We start from the raw sequence: 21,563 nt of genomic DNA on the forward strand, positions 1-21,563 counted from the left end.
CCCGCTTTCGATATTTGATCAAATCACATCTTGCATCGCAACATGAGATTACCGACATTCGACTTATCAACGGCGACGCTGCGTCAACGCAACCCATCCCGCAAGGACTGCCCGCATTTTGGACACTGACGCGCAAAAACTTCCCGAACATGTCAGCGCCTACCGAAGACTGCGTGACATGATCCTTTCCGGTCAGCTGGCACCGGGTCAAGCGGTTACCATTCAGGGGCTGGTCAAAACCCTCGACTCTGGCGTGACTCCCGTGCGCGAGGCGATCCGCCGGATGACATCGGAAGGCGCGTTGCAGTTTCAGGGAAATCGCCGCGTCACCGTGCCGGTTCTGGGCGGCGACCAGATCGAAGAACTGCGCTTTGCCCGTCTGGCGCTGGAACCGGAACTTGTGCGCAAGTCTGCGGAAAACATGACGCCCGCGATCATGGATCGCCTGTCGCAGATCGACGCGGCGCTGAACCAGGCGATCGCGGCCGGCGACATTCAGGGCTATATGCTGCAAAACCACGCCTTTCACATGCAGCTGTATGGACAGGCCGACTATCAGATCGTGATGCCGCTGGTGCAGGCGCTGTGGCTGCGGGCGGCACCGTCGCTGCGGATCATGTGCGGGCGATTCGGAACGCAGAACCTGCCAGACATGCACCAACGCGCCCTGACGGCCCTGCGGACGGGCGATGCCGCCGCCGCCGCCCAGGCCATCAGCGACGACATCAACCAGGGTCTGGACAATGTGCGCGCTGTCCTTGCGCTGCCCGCCGCGCCGGATCCAGAAATTTGATCATATTACCTTGACGACTGTCCCACGACACCTATCTTCGCGATGACGCCATCCGGGCGGAACAGCCCGCGCGACATTGCCCAACCAGACTCCGCCCTGAAAGGAGATCACGATGCTGACCAACCACGCCCCCACGGCCGAATTGCAGGCCATCGACGCCGCCCATCACATGCATCCCTTTACCGCCGGGGCCGAGCTGAACGCCAAGGGCGCGCGGGTCATCACCCGCGCAAATGGCGTCTACCTGACCGACAGCGACGGCAACGAGATCCTGGACGGCATGGCCGGCCTGTGGTGCGTCAATATCGGTTACGGCCGCGAGGAACTGGCCGATGTCGCGGCCCAGCAGATGCGCCAGCTGCCCTTCTACAACACCTTCTTCCAGACGACCCACATCCCCGCGCTGACGCTGGCCAAGCGGATCGCAGAGCTGGCGCCGGGCGATCTGAACCACGTGTTCTTCAACGGCTCGGGTTCGGACGCGAATGACACCAATCTGCGCATGGTCCGCCATTTCTGGGCCGCGCAGGGCAAGCCGGAAAAGCAGGTCGTGATCTCGCGGTGGAATGGCTATCACGGCTCGACCATGGGCGCGGCCAGCCTTGGGGGCATGAAGGGGATGCATGCACAGGGCGGCCTGCCGATCCCCGGCATCGCCCATATCAACCAGCCCGACTGGTGGTCCGAAGGCGGCGACATGACGCCCGAAGAATTCGGTATCGCCCGCGCCCGCGAACTGGAGGCCAAGATCGAAGAGATCGGCGCCGACAAGGTCGCGGCCTTCATCGCGGAACCCGTGCAGGGTGCGGGGGGCGTGATCGTGCCGCCCGACAGCTATTGGCCCGAAATCAACCGCATCCTTGCGAAATACGACATTCTGCTGATCGCGGATGAGGTGATCTGCGGCTTTGGCCGGACCGGTAACTGGTTCGGGTCGCAGACAATGGGCATGACCCCCGACATCATGACCACGGCCAAGGGCCTGTCTTCGGGCTATGCGCCGATCGGGGCGTCGATCGTGTCGGACCGCGTGGCGCAGGTCATCAACGAGGCCGGCGACTTCAACCACGGCTATACCTATTCCGCCCATCCCGTCGCGGCCGCCGTCGCGCTGGAGAACCTGCGCATCCTGGACGAAGAAGGCATCGTCGAGCGTGCGGGCAAGGTGACCGCGCCCTATCTGAAGGCGAAATGGGAAGGTCTGGGCGATCACCCGATGGTCGGTGATACAAAGATCGTCGGTCTGATGGCGTCGCTGGCACTGACGCCGAACAAGGATCGTCGGGCGAATTTCGCCGCCGATGCAGGGACCGTCGGCCTGATTTGCCGCGAGCGGTGTTTCGCGAACAATCTGGTCATGCGCCATGTGGGCGACCGGATGATCATCTCGCCCCCGCTGGTGATCTCGGAATCGGAAATCGACCTCTTGGCCGAACGCGCATGGAAGGCGATCGACGAAACCTATCAGGCGGTGCGTGAACAAGGTCTGTGGCAGGAAGCCTGACAGACAGACGGCCCGGTCATTTGACCGGGCCGCATCATTTCGGGGATCATCCCAGCGGTGGCAACGCCCCGCCCCCGCCATGCCGTTTCGGCGGATGGAACAGGATCGCAAGCCCGACGGCAAAGCCCAGAACGCCCGCCATGGGCCCCCAGTTCAGCGTCAACCACCCCAGGATCGGCACGCCGACCCCGATCAGCGCCCACAGCCCACGCTGGCGATGCGGCTCTTTCACGCGGGGCAGCAGGCAGGCCAGAACCAGCCAGCCCAGTGCCACCCCCAGCGTTATGAGCAAAGTCGGTGTCACGCGGCCTTTCCCTGCAATCTTGCGGGCAGACCATTGGCCCAGCCGGAAATCGTGCCCGCCCCCAGGCAGACCACCATATCGCCCGGCCGCGCCTGCTCGCGCACAAGACGTTCCAGATCATCCTCGTTCAGGATCGCGCGGGCATGACGATGACCATGCGCGATCAGACCGGCGACAAGATCGTCGCGCGATGCGCCGGGGATCGGATCTTCGCCCGCCGAATAGACCTCGGCGATGGCGACGACATCGGCCTCGTTGAAGCAGGTGCAGAAATCCTCGAACAGGCTGGACAGGCGCGAATAGCGATGCGGCTGATGTACCGCGATCACGCGGCCGCCGGTGGCCTGACGGGCGGCTTTCAGAACGGCGGCGATCTCGACCGGGTGATGGCCGTAATCGTCGATGATGGTCACGCCATCGACCTCGCCCACGCGGGTAAAGCGGCGACCGACGCCACCGAATTTCGCCAGTGCCTCGCGGATTTCGGATTTCTTCATGCCCAGATGGCGGGCCACAGCGACCGCGGCCAGGCAGTTCGAGACGTTGTGATCGCCCGGCATCGGCAGGGTGCAGCCCTCGATCATCTCGATCTCGCCCTTCTCGCTGGGGCCTTCGCCCTGCAACGCGATGTCGAAATGCGCGATCCCCTTGTCATAGGTCAGGTTCATCGCGCGGACATCGGCCTGCGCGTTGAAACCGAAGGTCACGACGCGACGCTCGGTCAGCTTGCCGACCAGCGCCTGCACTTCGGGATGGTCGGTGCAGCAGACCGCCAGACCGTAGAACGGGATCGAGCTGGCAAAGTTGTAGAACCCCTGCCGCAGCGCATCGAAATCGCCCCAATGTTCCATATGCTCGGGGTCGATATTGGTGATGATCGCGATATCGGTCGGCAGGCGGTTGAAGCTGCCATCGCTTTCATCGGCCTCGACGACCATCCACTCGCCCTCGCCGGCGCGCGCATTGCTGCCATAGGCATGGATCACGCCGCCATTGATGACGGTCGCGTCCAGATTGCCCGCATCCAGCAGCGTGGCAACCATGGTGGTTGTGGTCGTCTTACCATGCGTGCCCGCGACGCAGATATTCGATTTCATCCGCATCAGTTCGGCCAGCATTTCGGCGCGGCGGACGATGGGCAGGCCGCGGCGGCGGGCCTCTTCCAGTTCGGGGTTGCCCTTCTTGATCGCGGTCGAGATCACGATGACCCCCGCCTCGCCGATATTCTCGGCCCGCTGCCCCTCGAACACGGTCGCGCCAAGGCTTTCCAGACGGTCGGTGATCTTCGAGCGTTTCAGATCGCTGCCCTGCACCTGATAGCCAAGCGTCAGCAGCACCTCGGCGATGCCGGACATGCCGATACCGCCGATACCGACGAAATGGATCGGGCCCAGTTCACCGGGCAGCTTGGTAGCGGCGTTCATGGCGTAATCTCCGTAACTAGATCGAACAGGCGACGGACGGCATCGGGCCGCCCGAGTTTCAGGGCTGCGGCGGCCATCTGGTCGGCACGCGCGGGATCGGTGAGAATTGCGCGGATGTCGCCCGTCAGGCCGTCAACGTCAAGAATGGATTCGGGTTGAATGATGGCTGCGCCCGCCTCGGCAAGGGCTTGCGCATTCGCGGTCTGGTGGTCGCCGGTGGCGGCCGCGAAGGGAATCAGGATCGCCGGACGCCCGATCACGGTAATATCCGCGATCGAGGAAGCCCCTGCCCGGCTGACGACCAGTTGGGCACGGGCCAGACGTTCGGGCACGTCGGTAAAGAAGGGCTGCACGTCGGCCGCGATACCGGCGTCGCGATAGGCGGCGATCACGCGTTCGCCATCCTCGGCGCGGGCCTGATGGCTGACCTGCAAACGCGCGCGAATATCGGCTGGAAGCGCGGCAATGGCAGCGGGCACCACATCTGACAACACCCGCGCGCCCTGACTGCCCCCGATGACCAGCAGATGCAGCGGCCCGTCAGCAGGCAGGGCATAGGGCGCGCCGGCCTGGTCCATCACCGCGCCGCGCACCGGATTTCCGGTATGGATGCCCGACACCCCGTCGGGCAGCGACGTTGGCCAGGTTCCGCAGGCAACACGGTTTACACGCCCTGCGAACAGGCGGTTCACCCGCCCCATCACACCGTTCTGTTCATGGATCATCCGCGGCAGACCCATCAGCCAGGCCGCCGACAGGGCCGGGATCGTCGGATATCCGCCAAAGCCGATCACCACGGTGGGACGGTCGCGCCGGAACTCGGCCCGCGCGGCCAGAACCCCGGCTGCGATCTTGGCAGGCGCGGTCAGCTTGCCGATCATCCCGCCCCGCGCCGTCGTCGCGGATTTGACAACGCTGCGCTGCACCGCCTCGGGAAAGGCCCCGGCATAGCGCGCACCGCGATCATCGGTCGACAGCCGCACCCGCCAGCCCTCGGCCAGCAGCAATTCAGCCAGCGATTGGGCGGGAAACATATGGCCACCGGTCCCCCCGGCAGCGATCAAGGCCAATGGTGCGGTCATCAACGCCCCCGACGCAGAATTTCAGCCAGCTCGCCCTGTGGGCGGGTGCGGGTCAGGGCCAGCAGCATCCCCATCGCGATCCCCGAGGCGATCACGGATGAGCCGCCATAGCTGACGAAAGGCAGGGTCATCCCCTTGGCAGGCAACAGGCGGACGGCCACGCCCATATTGATCAGCGCCTGCACGCCGAATGCACAGGCAAGACCGGTTCCGGCAATCCGTGCGAAAGGATCGCGTTCCTTCATCAGCCGCAGCAGTGATCGCACGACGATCGTGCAGTACAGCGTGATGATCGCCAGAACCATGATCAGACCGTATTCTTCGGCCGCGACGGCGATGATGAAATCGGTATGGGCATCCGGCAGCGACCACTTGACGCTGCCCTCTCCGACGCCGACGCCGAAAAAGCCGCCTTCCTGAATCGCGTTGGTCGCGAAACCGATCTGCGTGCGCGGGTCGATGTCAGGCGACAGGAAGCCGTTGATCCGCCGCGCGAAATGTTCGGATGCACCATAGGCAAACACCCCGCCCATGACGGCCATCCCCGCCACGCCGAACAGAAGGACCATCGGCGCCCCGGCGACGAAATACATCACCAGCCATGAAAACAGCACCAGCGAGGCCTGTCCGAAATCCGGCTGCAACGCCAGAAGGATCACCACGGTCGCGCAGGCGATAAAGGAATACAGCTTGCCGGGCGGGCCGCCCACCTCCATCGCGGCGGCCATGAACCATGCGCACAGCGCCACGAAACCGGGCTTCAGAAATTCGGACGGCTGAAGGGATACGAAGCCAAGGCTAAGCCAACGGGTCGCGCCCTTGCCGAAATCGGTGCCGACCACGGGCAGCGCGACGATCAGCGCAAAGGCCAGAATACAGCCCATGACCCCCAGACGCCGCACCTGTTTCGGCGACAGCATCGAGATCACCGCCATCACGACCAGTGCCATCCCGCCAAAGACCGCCTGCCGCTGCACATAATAGAACCGGGGAAGGTTGTTCTTTTCGGCCAGCGGAACCGATGCCGCCAGCCCCAGAAGGATACCGATCGTGAACAGCCCCAGCACACAGGCCAGGGACCATTTGTCCACGGTTCGCCACCAACGTGGTAATATCGGGTCGCCCGCCCGGACGGGGGTCGTGCCAAAGACCATCTCGGTCATGGGAATACTGCCGTCACTGCCTCTGCCATGTCCGGTTTTTCCGGATCTGCCGCCAAGCATAGCGTGAACTGGCCCGTCACGCTACTACCGATTGAGGCAAGCCGCCTGGGGCACATAAATTTGTTCGATATGTCCGTGACACCGATCCGACCCTGCCCCACGAAGCTGTGAGCGGTGCATGGCTACCCTTGCCCGCGCCAATCGCTAAGGTCGCGGCATGTTGGGAATCGATCTAGCCGCCGCCGCCTTTCTGCCTGCCGCCCTTGTCGCGATGCTGGCGGGCCTTCTGTCCTTCCTGTCGCCCTGCGTCCTGCCCATCGTGCCACCCTATCTGGCCTATATGACCGGCGTGAACGTGAACGGTCTGAAAACAAAAGAGCGCAGCGCGGTCCTGCCCGCGATCTTTTTCGTTCTGGGCCTATCGACAGTCTTTCTGGTGATGGGGTTCGCGGCGTCGGCGTTTGGGCGGGCTTTCCTGCAATATCAAGACCTTCTGTCAAAGATCGCAGGTGTGATGGTGATCGTCATGGCCCTGCACTTCCTGCATGTCATCCGCATCCCGATCCTTGACCAAGAGGCACGGTTGAATGCCGGCAAACAGGATGGCGGCGCGTTCGGCGCCTATTTCCTGGGCCTCGCCTTCGCCTTTGGCTGGACCCCCTGCATCGGGCCACAGCTGGGCATGATCCTGTCGCTTGCCGCCACCGGTGGCGAGGTGTCGCGCGGCACGGCATTGCTGGCGGTCTATGCGCTGGGTCTGGGCATTCCGTTTCTGCTGGCCGCGATTTTCATCAACCGCGCCATCGGCGTGATGAACCGCATCAAACCGCATCTGAAAACCATCGAGCGACTGATGGGCGCGCTGCTGCTGATCGTCGGCATCATGCTGCTGACCGGCTGGCTTTCGGCGATCTCGTTCTGGCTTCTCGAAGCCTTTCCGGCGCTGGGACAATTGGGCTGACCGGACTTCGGGGGACCGGATGCCTTCACGATCGGAGATGCTGATGACCGTCGCACGGACCCTGTTACCGCTGATCATGTCATGCGCCTGATCCTGCGCGCGGTTCTGGGCGTGATCGTCGTCGTGGCCTTGGCACTGCTGGTCACGCAGCTTTGGAACAGTCGCGGGTCGCCCCGGCCCGATCCTGTTCCCGGCGCATTGCGGCTGGTCAGCATGAATACGCATTACATCCTGTTGAATGCCCCCGACGGCCCCTGGTCTGTCGCGGGATGGGAGCGCAGGAAAGATGCGCTGACCGCGGTTCTTCGCCCCCTGGACGCAGATCTGATCGCCTTTCAGGAAATGGAAAGCTTTCAACGCGGCGGCGATGGGTCGGTCAATCTTGCGCGGGATCACCTGCTGGCCACGATGCCCGACTTTGCCGTCGCGGCCAGCGGCGACTGGCGCAGCTTTCCGACGACCCAACCCATCTTGTATCGCCCCGAACGTCTGAACCTGCTGGATCAGGGCTGGTTCTTCTTTTCGGACACCCCCGATGTCATCTATTCGCGCACCTTCAACGGATCGTACCCCGCCTTCGCATCCTGGGCATGGTTCGAGGATCGCGAGACCGGCGAACGCCTGCGCGTGGTGAATGTCCATTTCGATTACAGCAGCGCGGGAAACCGGCTTGCCTCGGCCGCGCTTGTCGCCGAACGCCTGTCCCCCTGGCTTCAGGCGGACGAGCGTGTCGTGCTGGTGGGCGATCTGAACGCTATGGCCGGCAGCCGGACGGCCGGGATCCTGCGCGAAACCGGACTGGCGCTGACCCCTGCGCGGGGGGCGACCTATCATCTGAACCGGGGGCTGAACCTGTTCGGGGCCATCGACCATGTGCTGCATGATTGCAAGATCCGGCTGGATGCCCGCCCCGTTGCGATCCGCGAGAAGCCCGGCAATGTCTGGCCAAGCGATCACTATCCGGTGCTGGCGCAATTCCATGTCGGCCTGCCATCGACCCATGCCGACTGCCGAAATCTGCCGAACTAAGCCCCGTGGTCAGCCCTTGAACCGGGCCATGAAGGACCGGTCGATGCGGTCCTTCCATCGCCACAGCCACCGACCATGCAAGGTCAGACCATACCATTCGGCCACCGCGATCCGCTGGCCAAGCGAGATGATCTTCAGGTAGTCGCGCTGCGGGCAGTAATCGGTCAGCGCGTCACCGCGCAGGAACGCAGCCATGTTCCGGGCCATGACCGGCCCTTGCCGCACCGCGAACACACCCGCCTTGGGGCGTGGCGCGAAGGGCATGGATGCACAATCCCCCGCTGCGAAAAGCGAGGGGAACCCCGAAACCTGCAGCCTTGGTGTCACGGTGACAAAGCCCGCCTCATCGCATGGCAGATCACGCGCCAACCAGCCATGCGCCCTGGCGCCCGCAATCCCCACGGTGAAGGCGCTGTCGATCCGCGCCCCGCTTTGCAACAGGACGGAATCGGCCAGAACGCGCGTGACCGGATCTGCGGTGACGGTGGTGATCCCGGCGCGCAACAAGGCGGCCTGGATCCGCCGTCGCGTGCGGGCAGACACCCCCGGCACGATGCGGGCCCCGGCCTCGATCAGTGTAACCCGGCCGCGCTGCCGATGCGCCAGCGCCAGCGCCGTCTCGGTTCCCGCGACCCCGCCACCGATAACGACGACCGGACGATCCGACGCATCCCGATCGGAGAATGCCGCGAAACGGGTGACAAAATCCCCAAGGGGCTTGACCGCCACGGCATGCGCATCGAAACCCGGAAGGCCCGGCATGCCGCTGTGGCTGCCGATATCCAGCGCGGCGACGTCATAAACCATCTGCCTCTCGCCGCCCTCAACCGCAACGCGGGCGACACGCCCGGCGGGATCAAGCCCCACAACGCGCCCCCGGATCAGATCCACATCATAACGCGCGGCAAAAGCCGCGAGATCAACCGCCAGATCATCCGCCCGATAGTGCCCCGCGACAAAGCCCGGAAACATGCCTGAATAGGTCGCCTGCCGCCCCGGCTCGATCAGCACGATCCGCGCCTGCGGCAATTCCCGGCGCAGGATCGGCAACGCCAACAGATTCGCATGCCCGGCCCCCAGCAACAGAATGCGACGTGATCTGGCGTCGGGATCAGACAAACGGCTCTCCTGCAGCAGAATTACCGGGCTGGAAATATGGTGGCGCGAGGTCCATCACAACCGACCACGACCCGCTTCACCGGATGGTTACAGCAGTATCGCTTCGAAAGCACGCAACGCGAGTCATCGGCGACTGGATGGCCTTCCAAAACTTTGCTTCATTGCGCCCATCTTTCTATCCGGTTGAAGGGAATAGGTTTTGCTGGTCCGGGTGCGATGCCGCGGGGTGTTTGGGGTTTTTCTGCGCCCGTTTCCCGAGTTGTTGGGACGCCGTTTCTGGCAGTTCCGCGCGCTCGAATACCCTTGGCCCGTCGGCAAGCGGATGATCCGCCTCGATTTCACCTGGCTCCGCTGCCAACCGCAACATTTTTGGGCCACCCCGAGCAGCCTGGACGCGCTGGAGAGGTTGAGCCAGGGTTCAAGGCCGCCGGGATCGGGTTTGAATACCGGAATCTTGCAGTAGGACCGCAGTGCCGTGACGCGCTCCCTGGTCCAGCGGTTGCCGTTTCCGCTGGCAAGACCGTTCCGGTTCAGAACGCCCGCGATGATATCGTCGCCGGCAATTCGCGCAAGCTGGCGGACAGCCTCGACAATATCCAGCGATGTCCGGTCAATGGCGAGGCGAGGCAGCGAAGGCGGTAGATCCTGTAAGGAGCAACGATAAACCGGTCTTGACCAACCCATTGAAATATAATCATCGAAAGGAGAACCGTTGGTCAAAATGGCAATTATATCGTTGCAGAATGGCAAAAAAGCCGCCCGAATGGCAGTTTTATGCTTGATGTATCAAATCAGACGGTATCGAGATACAGTTCGACGGTCTCTTCGTCGGACAGTTCCGCCATGTAGTGAAGTTCTTGCCGCTTGGTCATCAGGTAGTTGTCGACCAGATGTTCGGGAAAGATGCGACGGATATCGGGGCATGTGTCAAAGGCCTCGATCGCGGCGCCCCAATCACCGGGCAATTGCGCAAGCTGCTGATCATAGGCGTTGCCCTTGAACGGGGCCGGGGCCTGAAGCTTGTCCTCGATCCCGTTCAGCGCCGCACCGAGAATGGCGGCGACGGTCAGATAGGGGTTCACATCGCCACCGGCCACGCGATGTTCGATCCGACGCGCCTTGGGGCCGGATGACGGGATGCGGATCGCCGCCGTGCGGTTTTCATAGGCCCAGCCGATGCCGGTCGGCGCGTGGGCATTGGGGACAAGTCTATCGTAAGAATTTTCGTGCGGGGCAAACAGCAGCGTCGATCCCGGCATCGCCCTGAGACATCCTGCAACGGCATGGCGCAGCGCGTCGGTGCCCATTTCGCCACCATCATCAAAGATGTTGCGGCCATCCTTGGTCAGGATCGAAAAATGCATATGCATGCCGTTGCCGGGCCACGCCTCGTAGGGCTTCGCCATGAAGCTGGCCGCAAAGCCGTAATTGCGGGCGATCCCCTTGACCAGCATCTTGAACAGCCAGGTATCGTCGGCGGCTTTCAACGGATCGGCCTGATGCATCAGATTGATTTCGAACTGCCCCGGCCCGGCCTCGGAAATCGAGGTATCTGCGGGGATGTCCATCATCTCGCAGGCGTCATAAAGGGTGGTGAAGAACTGATCGAATGCGTCCAGCGCGCGCAATGACAGAACCTCGCCGCCGGTGCGGCGCTTGCCCGAACGCGGACTGGGCGGCACGCGCAGGGTTCGGCCGGAATCGTCGATCAGAAAGAACTCCAGCTCGGTCGCGACGACGGGCACCAGATCGGCGGCCTTGTAGCGATCGACGACGCGGGCCAGCGCCTGACGCGGATCCCCCTCATAGGGGCGGCCGTCGGGGTGGAACATCCACAGGGGTAACAGTCCGGTCGGCGCGTCCAGCCACGGCATCGGCAGAAAACCACGTTCGGTCGGCATCAGAAGACCGTCCGGGTCGCCGGATTCAAAGACCAGCGGGCTGTTTTCGATATCCTCGCCCCAGATATCAAGATTGAGGACCGAGAACGGGAACTTGGTGCCCTCTTCCGACAGTTTCTGTGCAAAGCGCGCCGGAACGCGCTTGCCCCGGGCGACGCCGTTCAGATCGGCAGCGGCCACGCGGATCGTGCGCACATCGGGGTGCTCTCTCAGCCAGTCCATGTCTTATCTCACAAGTTGCGGGCGATATCTCAGTTTCTTGACCGCGCCTGGAATGTGGCGGTTCAGGCGTCGGTTTGCGACGCCGAACAGCCCGATCAGCACCAATGTGCACAGAATAAAGTAGCCCGCAACAATCGGATAGGCGACGAAGGGGTTAAAGGTCTTGTCGGCGAAATAGTTCGCGTAATACAGCGCATCGCCGCGCTGCTGGAACGCCGGAAAGCCCGAGAAATATACCAGCGTCGTCGCGTGGAACAGAAAGATCGCCTCATTGGTATAGGACGGCCATGCCAGCCGCAGCATCGTCGGCCAGACCACGCGGCGAAAGCGCGCCCAGCCCGTCAGACCATAGGCGTCGGCCGCCTCAAGATCGCCCTTGGGCACCGACATCAGCGCGCCGTGAAAGATCTGCGCCGAATAGGCGGCGGTGTTCAGGATCAGCACGATCAGCGCCCCGGCCCAGGCCTTTGTCAGCCAGCTGGTCGCGACGGTCAGGCCGAACAGCTCGATCCCCGCGCGCGGCAGCAGGACCAGCGCCTCGTAGGCCAGAAAGAACTGGATGAACAGCGGGCTGCCGCGGAACAGGAAGATGAAGCCCTGCGCCGGCTTGCGCAGCCAGGCGTTGCCGCTGGCCTTGGCCAAGGCCAGCCCGGTCGCCAGGAAAAAGCCGATCAGCAGGGCACAGGCGGCGAAATAGATGTTCCAGATCAGACCCGAGCCGATCAGAACGAATTGCTGGCACAGATCGAAATCGCTGCGTGGCAGCAGGCGTTCGCCGATACCAAGGGACCGCAGCGCATAGGCGTAAAAGGTTTCCGCACAGGTCATGCTGCCCCCTTGCGCAGGGCCTCGCCCGCCATGGTCGCCTGCCCGGCCGACAGCCGCCGGGTCAGGCGTGCGATCACCTTTTCAGACAGCCATGTCATCAGCAGATAGAACACAAGAATGCCCAGGAAGTAGTAAAGCCGCCAATCCGGATGCGGATAGCTGAAGGTCTGGGTCTTGGCACCGCCCAGATCGCGGGCCCAATAGACGATATCCTCGATGCCCAGCAGGAACAGCAGTGGCGTGGCCTTGATCAGGATCATCCACAGGTTCGACAGCCCCGGAATCGCATAGGTCCACATCTGCGGGATCAGCACACGGCGGTTCACCTGACGCTGGCTCATGCCATAGGCCTCGGCGGTTTCCAGCTGTGCGCGCGGCACCGCCTGCATCGCCCCGTAAAGAACATTCGCGGCAAAGGCACCGAAGACGATGGCAAAGGCGATCACGGCAAGGCCAAAGCCATAGGCTTCGTGAACCCATTGCGGACTGGATGACAGCGGCATCTTGGCCGCCTGACAGACCAGAAATTCATTGCCCTGCCACGGCGATACCGGGTCGTCACACAGGACCCAATTGCGCGTCCACTCGATCCCCTGATCCAGCGCGATCGGAACGAACAAGAAAAAGACGATATCGGGAACGCCGCGCACCATGGCGGTATAGATCTTGCCGAACCAGCGCAGCGGCGCGACCCGCGACCGCGAGGCCATGGCCCCGCCAAAGCCGAACAACAACGCAATCGGCGCGGTAATGGCCAGCAGCAACAGCACCGTACCAAAGCTTGCATAGAACAGCAGGTGCTTTCCCGAGCTGAGATAGCACATAAGCCAGTTCAGCCCTTCAAGGGCTTTCGGATCGGCACATTGACTGAACATCGGGTCTTGTCCGCCCTGCCCGGATCACATCCGGACAGGGCCTTGTCCTGATTTATTCAAAGACCTTGGCGTCTTCGCCAAACCATTTCTTGATCATCTCGTTGATGCTGCCATCGTCCTTCATCGACTGGATGGCTTCATCGAACTTCGCCTTCAGTTCGGTATCAGATTGGCGCATGCCGATGCCGATGCCACCGCCAAGCGCGACCGGATCGGCCACGAAGGTCAGTTCACCGCCCGATTCCGCGACCGAAGGTGCAAGAAAATCCTTGTCGGCAAAGACGGCGTCGGCTTCGCCGTTCTTGACGGCGGCGATGGTTTCATCACCGGTGGCGAATTCAAGCAGCGTCGCGCCGGTTTCGGCAACATGGCCTGCCTGAATGGTGCCGGTCTGCGCGGCGACCACGCCGTTTTCGATATCGGCATCTGCCGACAGCGCGACATAGGCGCTGTCTGCGGGCGGGGTGTAGTTCTGACTGAAGGCGATGACTTCTTCACGTTCGGGGGTAATGCTCATCCCGGCCAGGATGGTGTCGTAATTGCCGGACACGAGGTTCGGGATGATCGAATCCCAGTCATTCGTGACCCAGGTGCATTCCAGGCCGGCGCGCTTGCACAACTCGTCGCCCAATTCGCGTTCGTAGCCGTCAACCTCGCCATTGTCGTTGATGAAGTTGAACGGAGGATAGGCGCCCTCGGTGCCCAGACGCACCGTGTCTGCCAGACCCATGCCGGCGGTCAGGGCCAGCGCGGCAGCGGAAAGAACCAGTTTCTTCATTCGGTATTCTCCTGTTGGATTTTTATTATCTATCCTCAGGCGGCCATGGTCGCGCTGAGAAATTGTTGCAGACGTTCTGTCTGCGGGGCGCCGAAGATCCGGTCCGGCGGCCCCTCTTCACAGATCAGCCCCTGATGCAGGAACACGACATGATCGCTGACATCCGCGGCAAGGCGCATGTCATGCGTGACGATGATCATGGTGCGGTGTTCGGCGGCCAGATCCTTGATGACCCTGACCACCTCTTGCTGCAATTCGGGGTCCAGCGCGCTGGTCGGTTCATCGAACAACAACGCCTTGGGCTGCATGCACAGCGCCCGCGCGATGGCGGCACGCTGTTGCTGGCCGCCCGACAGCTGGGCCGGCCAGGCGTCGCATTTGTCGCCGATGCCGACCTTAGAAAGCAGGTCGCGGGCGCGGGCCTCGACCTCGGCCCGGTTCTGGCCCAGCACGGTGACCGGCGCCTCCATCACGTTCTGCAGGATCGACATATGCGACCACAGATTGAACTGCTGGAACACCATCGACAGATTGGTGCGGAACCGGGTGACCTGGGCACGGTCGGCGGGATGGCGATCGCCACCCTGCCCGCGCCAGCGCACGGCCTCGCCATCGAACAGGATCTCGCCCGACTGACTGTTTTCCAGAAGGTTGCAGCAGCGCAGCAGGGTCGATTTGCCCGAACCGGAACTGCCGATCAGGCTGATGACATGGCCGCGCGGCGCGGTCATCGACACGCCTTTCAGAACCTCAAGCTGGCCATAGGCCTTGTGCAGGTCCCTGATCTGGATCACCGGGGCGGCGCTATCGTTATTCGGATTGTTCATCGTCACATTGGGCGACAATTGCCCGCATTTTGCAACGGCTTCCCGCGCCCGTTCCGGCGCGGAAAGCCCCTGACGCAACGTCAGGCGATTTCGATGCTGTATTTTTCAATCACGGTATTGGCCAGCAGGCCTTCGCACATCCGCGTCACTTCGGCCTTTGCGGCCTCGGCATCGGTCGCGTCCAGGTCAAGCTCGATCAGCTTGCCCTGACGGACACCGCCGACCCCCTTGTGGCCCAGGCCGCCCAGGGCGTGGCGGATCGCCTCGCCCTGCGGGTCCAGAACGCCGTCTTTCAGCATGATGGTGACAAGAGCTTTCATGGCGGCCTCTCAGTTGATCGCGGTCGGTTTCAGGCTGGTCGTGTTGGCGGGCATCAGGCCCAACCGGCGGGCGACCTCGGTATAGGCGTCGGTCAGATCGCCCAGATCGCGGCGGAACACGTCCTTGTCCAGCTTCTGACCGGTCTTGACGTCCCACAGCCGGCAGCTGTCGGGGCTGATCTCGTCGGCGACGATCAGGCGCATGAAATCGTTGTCCCAGACGCGCCCGATCTCGATCTTGAAATCGATCAGCTTGATGCCCGCGCCATAGAACACGCCCGACAGGAAGTCGTTCACGCGCAGCGCCAGGCTGACGATGTCGTCCAGATCCTGCTGCGTGGCCCAGCCGAAGGCGATGATATATTCCTCGGAGACCATCGGATCGCCCAGCTCGTCATTCTTGAAGCTGTATTCAACGATGGGACGGGGCAGCATCGTGCCCTCTTCCAGACCAAGGCGCTTGGACAGTGAACCGGCAGCGAAATTGCGCACGATCACTTCCAGCGGCACGATCTCGACCTGGCGGATCAGCTGTTCGCGCATGTTGATGCGGCGGATGAAGTGGTTCGGCACGCCGATATTCGTCAGGCCCTGCATGAAGAATTCGGACAGGCGGTTGTTCAGCACGCCCTTGCCCTCGATCGTCGCCTTCTTCTGCGCGTTGAAGGCGGTCGCATCGTCTTTGAAGTACTGAACCAGGGTCCCCGGTTCGGTGCCTTCATACAGGATCTTTGCTTTGCCTTCGTAGATTTTCTTGCGCCGCGGGGCCATGGCTTCGCCGTCCTTCTGCATCTGACTGCATCGGGCCTTATCCCAGAAAGGGCCGCAGGGGCAATAAGGCTTGCGGCCAGGCGCGGCTATGGACTACCAAAAAGTAACCCTAACAGGAGGCCAAAGATGACCACCTTTGACGATCGCGAGCGCGCCTATGAGGCCAAGTTTGCACATGATGAAGACCTGCGCTTCAAGGCCGAGGCGCGGCGCAACCGTTTGTTGGGCGAATGGGCGGCCGGGATTCTGGGCAAGCAGGGCGACGATGCCCGCGCCTATGCGATGACGGTGGTCACCTCGGATTTCGAAGAGCCGGGCGAAGAGGATGTCTATCGCAAGCTGGCCTCGGATCTGGAAGGCAAGGCCGATGCCGCCACCATCCGCGCCAAGATGGCCGAACTGCGCGACGTCGCCCGCGATCAGGTCATCAACGAGGCCGAGTGATTGGCCCCTGACGACCGCGAAAGGGGCCACAGGGCCCCTTTTTTCATGCCCGATCGCCCGGTTGCGCCGCAATTTCGGCGCGGGAATAGCGCCGCGCCATGGTCACGCCACGCATCGCATTCAGGATCATCAGCGCGGCCCACAGACCGTGATTGCCCCAGAAAGGCGGCAGGATCACCACCGCCAGAACATAGACCGCCACCGATTGCAGCATCGCCACGCGCATGTCGCGGGTCAGGGTCGCCCCGATGAAGATGCCGTCGAACATCCAGCTTGCGATCCCGATCAGCGGCGCGAACCCCATCCAGATCAGGTAGTTGCGCGCCTCGGACCGGACATCGGGCGCGGTGGTCAGCAGGTCGATGATTGCCCCGCCCAACGCCCAGAACAGGACGCCCAGCAGCACCGCCCCCGCCACACCCCATTGCGAGGTCAGGATCGAGGCGCGGCGCACCTGCCCCGGATGTCGCGCGCCCACCGCCTGCCCCACAAGGCTTTCGGCGGCAAAGGCAAAACCATCCAGCGCGAAGGCCGTGATCGACAGGAACTGCACCAACACCTGATTGGCCGCCAGCGTCACATCGCCCTGCGCCGCGCCCAGAAACAGAAAGCTGGTAAAGCTGGCCTGCAACAGGACCGAGCGGATCATGATATCGCCATTGACCCGCATCATCCGGTTCAGCTTGTCCGCGGCAAACAACGTCGCCGCATTGCGGGCCGCGGCGATTGCCGCCCGCAGCGCGTGCCGCGCCAGATACAGGCCCAACAACAGCCCGCCCCATTCCGCGATCAACGTGGCCCAGGCGACACCCGTGACCCCAAGACCAAGGCCCAGCACGAACAGGATATCCAGCCCGACATTCAACCCGTTCTGCAAGACCTGCAACGCCAGCACCGCGCGGGTCCGCTCGATCGCGATCAGCCATCCGGTGATGGCATAAAGCGCGATCGTGGCAGGTGCGCCCCAGATGCGGATGGTCAGGTAATCGCGGGCCAGCGCCTCGACCCCGGCCGAGGCGGGCGCGATGTTGAATGCGGCCCAGAATATGGGGATCTGCAACAGGATGAAGGCCAGCCCGGCGATACCGGCGATGGCCAGGCCGCGCAACAGATGCGCCCCGACCTCTGGGCCGTCACCCGCGCCGTGGCTTTGCGCCACCAGCCCGGATGTTCCCATGCGCAGAAACCCGAAGATCCAGTAGACCGAGGTCAGGATCACCGCGCCAATCCCCACCGCGCCAATCGGCTCGGCCCGGCCAAGCTGACCGACGACACCGGTATCGACCAGCCCCAGCAGGGGAATGGTCGCATTCGACAGCACGATCGGCAGCGCGATGTTCAGCACCCGCCGATGGGTCAGTGGCACGGCCTGCCCCTGCATCGCCCTAGTTTTGCCGCATCAGGAAATGGCCGGTCGCCTGCGCCATCAGCTTGGTGCGGTTGTCCTGCCACGCCTCGACATGGACACTGGCATAGCGCCGCCCCGAGCGCACGACGCGCGCCCGCGCATAGGCATCGCGCGGCAGCCCGCTGCGCAGATAATCGACCGTGAAATCAATGGTCTTAGGCAGGCGCGGCAGGCTGTCGGGAACGGCAACATCCGGCGCGATCCGCCCCGATTCCAGGTCCTCCCACAGGGCGGTCCAGGACAGTTCGATGATCGCGGTCATTTCCAGAAAGGCCGCCGTGACCCCGCCATGAATCGCGGGCAGCATCTGGTTGCCGATCAGTTTCCGGTCAAAGGGCAGAACAGCGGTCAGTTCATCCCCGCGCCGGTCGAACTGGATATTCAGCCAGTTCATGTAGGGCACGGCCGCCATCAACGCCTTCAGCGCCGAATCGCGGCGCTGCTTGATCTGGTCCAGCGGTTCGTTGCGGTTCATGGCCATCCCCTTACCTTTCCACCGTGAAGGCACCGGTCGCCGAGGCCACCGGGTTGTCGCTGTCCTCGTCCAGCGCAACCGCCCGCACGAACGCCACGCTGCGCGTCATGTGATAGCACTCGGCCCGCGCGGTGATCCGCTGCCGCGGCGTCGCCGCCCGCATGTAGTCGATCCGCAAGTCTATCGTCGCGGTCGAACGCGGTCGGATGCCATGCGCCATCACGGCCGCCCCGCAGGATGTATCCATCAGGGCCGACACGACCCCGCCATGAATGACGCCCGTGCGCGGATCGCCGACCAGATGTTCGGCCCAGGGCATCGAGATGACCGAACGCCCGTCACCCAGCGATTCGACCTTCATCTGCAACGCCAGCGCATGTGGCATCGCCTCGATGAATTGCTGGGCAAGCCGCACGAAGTCGTCATCGCTCATATCGTCGGGTTTCCGATCCATCATCCGCGCCTCCTGTCCGGGGTTCATCAAAGGCTTATCCGGCGAAGGCCGCCCGCCTCAAGCATGATCTTGCCCCGCGATCCGGTTGAGAACCGCGCAGCGACGCGCTAGCCTTTTGTCTAGTCGAGTTCGAGGAGAGGCGTATGCCCGACGATCAGCTGATCAGCTTCAAGGAAATGTGCGCAAGGTTCGACGTCACCCCGCGCACGTTGCGCTATTATGAATATATCGAACTGCTGACCCCGCATAAGGAAGGCCGCGCGCGCTTTTACGGTCCGCGCGAAATCGCCCGTATGACCCTGATTCTGCGGGGCCGCCGTTTCGGCTTTTCCCTCGAGGAACTGCGCCAATGGCTGCTGATCTACGAACAGAAGGGATCGCGCGAACAATACGAGGTCTGGCTGGATCTGGCCGCGCGGCAACTGGAAAAACTGGACGAACAGATCCAGGATCTGCAATCGGCCCGCGATGAGTTGCAGGCCCTGCGCGAGACGACCGTGAAAGAGTTGAATGACATAGATTAATGGCGCAATGTGACGTGGCGGAAAGGCTTGGCAAAGCTTTCCGTGACGCCGCGTCTCGCTTACGTTCGCGTCAACTTTCACCTATATGGCTATCTAGGACGACAGCCGGTGAGTGAGGAGGAACCGCGATCCATGTCCGAGCAGCTGATGACCATTCGCGAAATGTGCGATGCGTTCAGTGTCACCCCACGCACGCTGCGCTTCTACGAGGCGCGTGAACTGATATTTCCCCAACGTCGCGGCCAGCATCGGCTGTATGACCGTCGGGATCGTGCACGACTGACCCTGATCCTTCGCGGCAAGCGTTTCGGCTTCAGCCTGGAGCAGATCCGCCAATTGCTTGAACTCTACGAGCCCGGCGGAACGAACCAGACCCAGATCGCCGCCACGATCCAGATCGGGCGCGAACGTCTGGCCGACATGGAACGCCAGTATGCCGAACTTGAAGAGGCCATCGTCGAGCTGCGCCAGCAGCTTGCCGAAGCCGAAAGCCGACTGCCTGCCGGGACCGGAAACAAGATTTCAGGATAAGCCATGCCGATCTACACGCCCCCGATCAAAGACCTGCAATTCGCGCTGCATGACGTGCTGAACGTGGCCCAAAGCGGCCTGCCCGGTCATGACGAACTGGATCGCGACTTTACCAAGGCCGTGCTGGACGCCGCGGGCAAGCTGGCCTCCGAAGTTCTGGCCCCGCTGAACATCGTGGGCGACCAGCAGGGCTGCCGCCTGGAAAATGGCGTCGTGCGCACCCCGGACGGCTTCGACAAGGCGTTCGAGGCGGTGAAGGAAGGCGGCTGGACCGCGCTGGATTGTGACCCCGAATATGGCGGTCAGGGCATGCCCTATCTGCTGGGCGTCGCCACCGGCGAGATGTTCGTCAGCGCGAACATGGCCTTCAACATGTACCAGGGCCTGACCCACGGCGCCTATTCGGCAATCCACGCCCATGGCACGGATGAGCAAAAGGCGAAATATCTGCCCAAGATGGTCAGCTGCGACTGGACCGGCACCATGAACCTGACGGAACCGCATTGCGGCACCGATCTGGGCATGCTGCGCACCAAGGCCGAACCGCAAGATGATGGCAGCTATCTGATCACCGGCCAGAAGATCTTCATTTCCGCCGGCGACCACGACCTGGCCGAGAATGTCATCCATCTGGTTCTGGCCAAGGCACCCGGCGGCGGCGAGGGGACCAAGGGCATCAGCCTGTTCATCGTGCCCAAATACCTGGTCAATGACGACGGCTCGCTTGGCGACGCCAATGGCGTCTCGGTCGGCAATCTGGAAGAAAAGATGGGCATTCACGGCAATGCCACCTGCGTCATGAACTATGACGGCGCGAAAGGCTGGCTGCTGGGCGATCTGCACAAGGGCATGCGCGCCATGTTCACCATGATGAACGAAGCGCGGCTGGGCGTTGGCCTGCAAGGCTATGCCTGCGCAATCCCAGCCTATCAGAACGCCGTTGCCTATGCCAAGGACCGCTTGCAGGGTCGCGCCGTGACCGGTGCGCAGAACCCGTCGGCGGCGGCAGATCCGCTGATCGTACATCCCGATATCCGCCGCAGCCTGATGGACCAGAAATCCTTCCTGGAAGGCGCCAGGATGCTGACCATGTGGGGCGCCCACCAGATCGACCGTGCCAATCAGGGTGACGAGGCGGCCGAAGGGCTGATCTCGCTGCTGACCCCGGTGATCAAGGGCTTCCTGACCGACAAGGGCTTTGACACCACGGTCCTGGCGCAGCAGGTCTATGGCGGACATGGCTATATCGAAGAACATGGCATGAGCCAGTTCGTCCGCGATGCCCGCATCACGATGATCTACGAAGGCGCCAACGGCGTTCAGGCATTGGATCTGGTCGGCCGCAAATTGGCCCAGGATGGCGGCAAGCACGTCATGGCCTTCTTCGAGATGGTCAAGGCCTTCTGCAAGGAACATGGCGCCACTGACGCCCTGACCGCCGATTTCATCGAACCGTTGAAAACCGCCTCGAAGGACCTTCAGGCCGCCGGCATGTACTTCATGCAGAACGGGATGAAAAACCCCAATGACGCGCTGTCGGGAAGCTACGACTTCATGCATCTGTTCGGTCACGTCTCGCTGGGGCTTATGTGGGCCAAGATGGCAGTCGCGGCGCAGGCCGGGCTTGACGCGGGCGATGGCGATACCGACTTCCTGCAAACGAAACTGGCGACCGGTCGTTACTACATGAAGCGACAGCTGCCGATGACCGCGACGCATCTGGCCCGCATCCAGTCCGGCGCCGCGCCGGTGATGGATCTGGACGCAGAAGCCTTCTGAGCCGTCCTGTCTTTGGCTGAGGTACCAGTATGGGTATTTTCACAAAG

General features: G+C 62.8%; 24 protein-coding genes. 8 read left to right on the forward strand and 16 right to left on the reverse strand.

The features are described 5' to 3' along the window. Positions 1–118 precede the first annotated feature (118 nt). Both BMX67_RS08545 and BMX67_RS08550 read left to right on the forward strand, forming a co-directional pair. On the forward strand, positions 119–793 hold the full coding sequence (locus tag BMX67_RS08545) for a GntR family transcriptional regulator (protein ID WP_090734098.1): 675 nt from the start codon (positions 119–121) through the stop codon (positions 791–793). Between the two features lie 106 nt (positions 794–899). After that, on the forward strand, positions 900–2,297 hold the full coding sequence (locus BMX67_RS08550) for an aspartate aminotransferase family protein (RefSeq protein ID WP_090734099.1): 1,398 nt from the start codon (positions 900–902) through the stop codon (positions 2,295–2,297). A gap of 46 nt (positions 2,298–2,343) precedes the next feature. On the opposite strand, the gene BMX67_RS08555 is transcribed toward BMX67_RS08550, so the two are convergent. The 4 genes from BMX67_RS08555 to ftsW are packed head-to-tail and all read right to left on the reverse strand — an operon-like array spanning position 2,344 to position 6,270. Then, positions 2,344–2,601, reverse strand: coding sequence for a DUF2484 family protein (locus BMX67_RS08555; RefSeq protein WP_090734101.1), 258 nt, complete (start codon positions 2,599–2,601; stop codon positions 2,344–2,346). Further along, on the reverse strand, positions 2,598–4,025 hold the full coding sequence (gene murC / locus BMX67_RS08560; protein WP_090734102.1) for a UDP-N-acetylmuramate--L-alanine ligase: 1,428 nt from the start codon (positions 4,023–4,025) through the stop codon (positions 2,598–2,600). Before murC ends, BMX67_RS08555 begins: the two co-directional genes overlap by 4 nt. Beyond that, positions 4,022–5,107, reverse strand: coding sequence for a UDP-N-acetylglucosamine--N-acetylmuramyl-(pentapeptide) pyrophosphoryl-undecaprenol N-acetylglucosamine transferase (locus tag BMX67_RS08565; RefSeq protein ID WP_090734104.1), 1,086 nt, complete (start codon positions 5,105–5,107; stop codon positions 4,022–4,024). Before BMX67_RS08565 ends, murC begins: the two co-directional genes overlap by 4 nt. Next, positions 5,107–6,270 (reverse strand): putative lipid II flippase FtsW, encoded by a 1,164-nt coding sequence (gene ftsW / locus BMX67_RS08570; protein WP_090734105.1) that lies wholly within the window; start codon positions 6,268–6,270, stop codon positions 5,107–5,109. Before ftsW ends, BMX67_RS08565 begins: the two co-directional genes overlap by 1 nt. Positions 6,271–6,487: 217 nt before the next feature. Here ftsW and BMX67_RS08575 point away from each other — a divergent pair, with 217 nt between their 5' ends. Both BMX67_RS08575 and BMX67_RS08580 read left to right on the forward strand, forming a co-directional pair. Next, complete coding sequence (locus BMX67_RS08575) at positions 6,488–7,231, forward strand: cytochrome c biogenesis CcdA family protein (protein ID WP_090734106.1); 744 nt, start codon at positions 6,488–6,490, stop codon at positions 7,229–7,231. An 81-nt stretch (positions 7,232–7,312) separates the two neighbouring features. Beyond that, positions 7,313–8,260: an endonuclease/exonuclease/phosphatase family protein gene (locus tag BMX67_RS08580; protein ID WP_090734108.1), complete on the forward strand. Its 948-nt coding sequence runs from the start codon at positions 7,313–7,315 to the stop codon at positions 8,258–8,260. A 9-nt stretch (positions 8,261–8,269) separates the two neighbouring features. Here BMX67_RS08580 and BMX67_RS08585 read toward each other — a convergent pair whose 3' ends face one another. From BMX67_RS08585 to purC, 9 genes are all read right to left on the reverse strand, one after another. Continuing rightward, on the reverse strand, positions 8,270–9,379 hold the full coding sequence (locus tag BMX67_RS08585; RefSeq protein WP_175479860.1) for an FAD-dependent oxidoreductase: 1,110 nt from the start codon (positions 9,377–9,379) through the stop codon (positions 8,270–8,272). A gap of 123 nt (positions 9,380–9,502) precedes the next feature. Next, entirely contained in the window at positions 9,503–10,099 is a 597-nt protein-coding gene (locus BMX67_RS19770) for a hypothetical protein (protein ID WP_217645825.1), read from the reverse strand. 71 nt (positions 10,100–10,170) lie between these two features. Then, complete coding sequence (locus tag BMX67_RS08595) at positions 10,171–11,502, reverse strand: glutamine synthetase family protein (protein WP_090734110.1); 1,332 nt, start codon at positions 11,500–11,502, stop codon at positions 10,171–10,173. 3 nt (positions 11,503–11,505) lie between these two features. After that, the gene (locus BMX67_RS08600; RefSeq protein WP_090734112.1) at positions 11,506–12,330 is read right to left on the reverse strand and encodes an ABC transporter permease; all 825 of its coding nucleotides are present in this window, start codon (positions 12,328–12,330) and stop codon (positions 11,506–11,508) included. After that, positions 12,327–13,205: an ABC transporter permease gene (locus BMX67_RS08605; protein WP_090734113.1), complete on the reverse strand. Its 879-nt coding sequence runs from the start codon at positions 13,203–13,205 to the stop codon at positions 12,327–12,329. The genes BMX67_RS08600 and BMX67_RS08605 overlap by 4 nt, the downstream gene beginning before the upstream one ends. A 52-nt stretch (positions 13,206–13,257) precedes the next feature. Next, the gene (locus BMX67_RS08610; RefSeq protein WP_090734115.1) at positions 13,258–13,983 is read right to left on the reverse strand and encodes a transporter substrate-binding domain-containing protein; all 726 of its coding nucleotides are present in this window, start codon (positions 13,981–13,983) and stop codon (positions 13,258–13,260) included. A gap of 35 nt (positions 13,984–14,018) precedes the next feature. Beyond that, positions 14,019–14,810 (reverse strand): ABC transporter ATP-binding protein, encoded by a 792-nt coding sequence (locus BMX67_RS08615; RefSeq protein ID WP_090734404.1) that lies wholly within the window; start codon positions 14,808–14,810, stop codon positions 14,019–14,021. An 80-nt stretch (positions 14,811–14,890) separates the two neighbouring features. Beyond that, a complete protein-coding gene (gene purS / locus BMX67_RS08620) occupies positions 14,891–15,130 on the reverse strand; it encodes a phosphoribosylformylglycinamidine synthase subunit PurS (RefSeq protein ID WP_090734116.1) in 240 nt (79 codons plus the stop codon). A gap of 9 nt (positions 15,131–15,139) precedes the next feature. Then, entirely contained in the window at positions 15,140–15,901 is a 762-nt protein-coding gene (purC, locus tag BMX67_RS08625; RefSeq protein ID WP_090734406.1) for a phosphoribosylaminoimidazolesuccinocarboxamide synthase, read from the reverse strand. A 126-nt stretch (positions 15,902–16,027) separates the two neighbouring features. On the opposite strand from purC, the gene BMX67_RS08630 reads away from it, so the two are divergent. After that, positions 16,028–16,345 carry a DUF1476 domain-containing protein gene (locus BMX67_RS08630; protein ID WP_090734118.1) on the forward strand — a complete coding sequence of 106 codons (318 nt, stop codon included), beginning with the start codon at positions 16,028–16,030 and terminating at the stop codon, positions 16,343–16,345. Positions 16,346–16,388: 43 nt separating this feature from the next. Here BMX67_RS08630 and BMX67_RS08635 read toward each other — a convergent pair whose 3' ends face one another. Genes BMX67_RS08635 through BMX67_RS08645 form a run of 3 tightly spaced genes read right to left on the reverse strand, consistent with a single transcriptional unit; the run spans position 16,389 to position 18,685 of the window. Further along, entirely contained in the window at positions 16,389–17,726 is a 1,338-nt protein-coding gene (locus BMX67_RS08635; protein ID WP_090734119.1) for an MATE family efflux transporter, read from the reverse strand. Between the two features lie 4 nt (positions 17,727–17,730). Further along, positions 17,731–18,234, reverse strand: coding sequence for a PaaI family thioesterase (locus tag BMX67_RS08640; RefSeq protein ID WP_090734120.1), 504 nt, complete (start codon positions 18,232–18,234; stop codon positions 17,731–17,733). Between the two features lie 4 nt (positions 18,235–18,238). Then, positions 18,239–18,685: a PaaI family thioesterase gene (locus BMX67_RS08645; RefSeq protein ID WP_411956660.1), complete on the reverse strand. Its 447-nt coding sequence runs from the start codon at positions 18,683–18,685 to the stop codon at positions 18,239–18,241. 140 nt (positions 18,686–18,825) lie between these two features. Between BMX67_RS08645 and BMX67_RS08650 the strand changes: the two genes are divergently transcribed. From BMX67_RS08650 to BMX67_RS08660, 3 genes are all read left to right on the forward strand, one after another. After that, a complete protein-coding gene (locus tag BMX67_RS08650) occupies positions 18,826–19,206 on the forward strand; it encodes a MerR family transcriptional regulator (RefSeq protein WP_090734122.1) in 381 nt (126 codons plus the stop codon). Between the two features lie 132 nt (positions 19,207–19,338). Then, positions 19,339–19,737, forward strand: a complete 399-nt coding sequence (locus BMX67_RS08655) for a MerR family transcriptional regulator (protein ID WP_090734123.1) — start codon at positions 19,339–19,341, stop codon at positions 19,735–19,737. 3 nt (positions 19,738–19,740) lie between these two features. Further along, positions 19,741–21,516 (forward strand): acyl-CoA dehydrogenase C-terminal domain-containing protein, encoded by a 1,776-nt coding sequence (locus BMX67_RS08660; protein ID WP_090734124.1) that lies wholly within the window; start codon positions 19,741–19,743, stop codon positions 21,514–21,516. The last annotated feature ends 47 nt before the right edge of the window (positions 21,517–21,563 follow it).

The sequence above is a fragment of the Paracoccus homiensis genome, from assembly GCF_900111675.1.
GTDB lineage: Bacteria > Pseudomonadota > Alphaproteobacteria > Rhodobacterales > Rhodobacteraceae > Paracoccus > Paracoccus homiensis.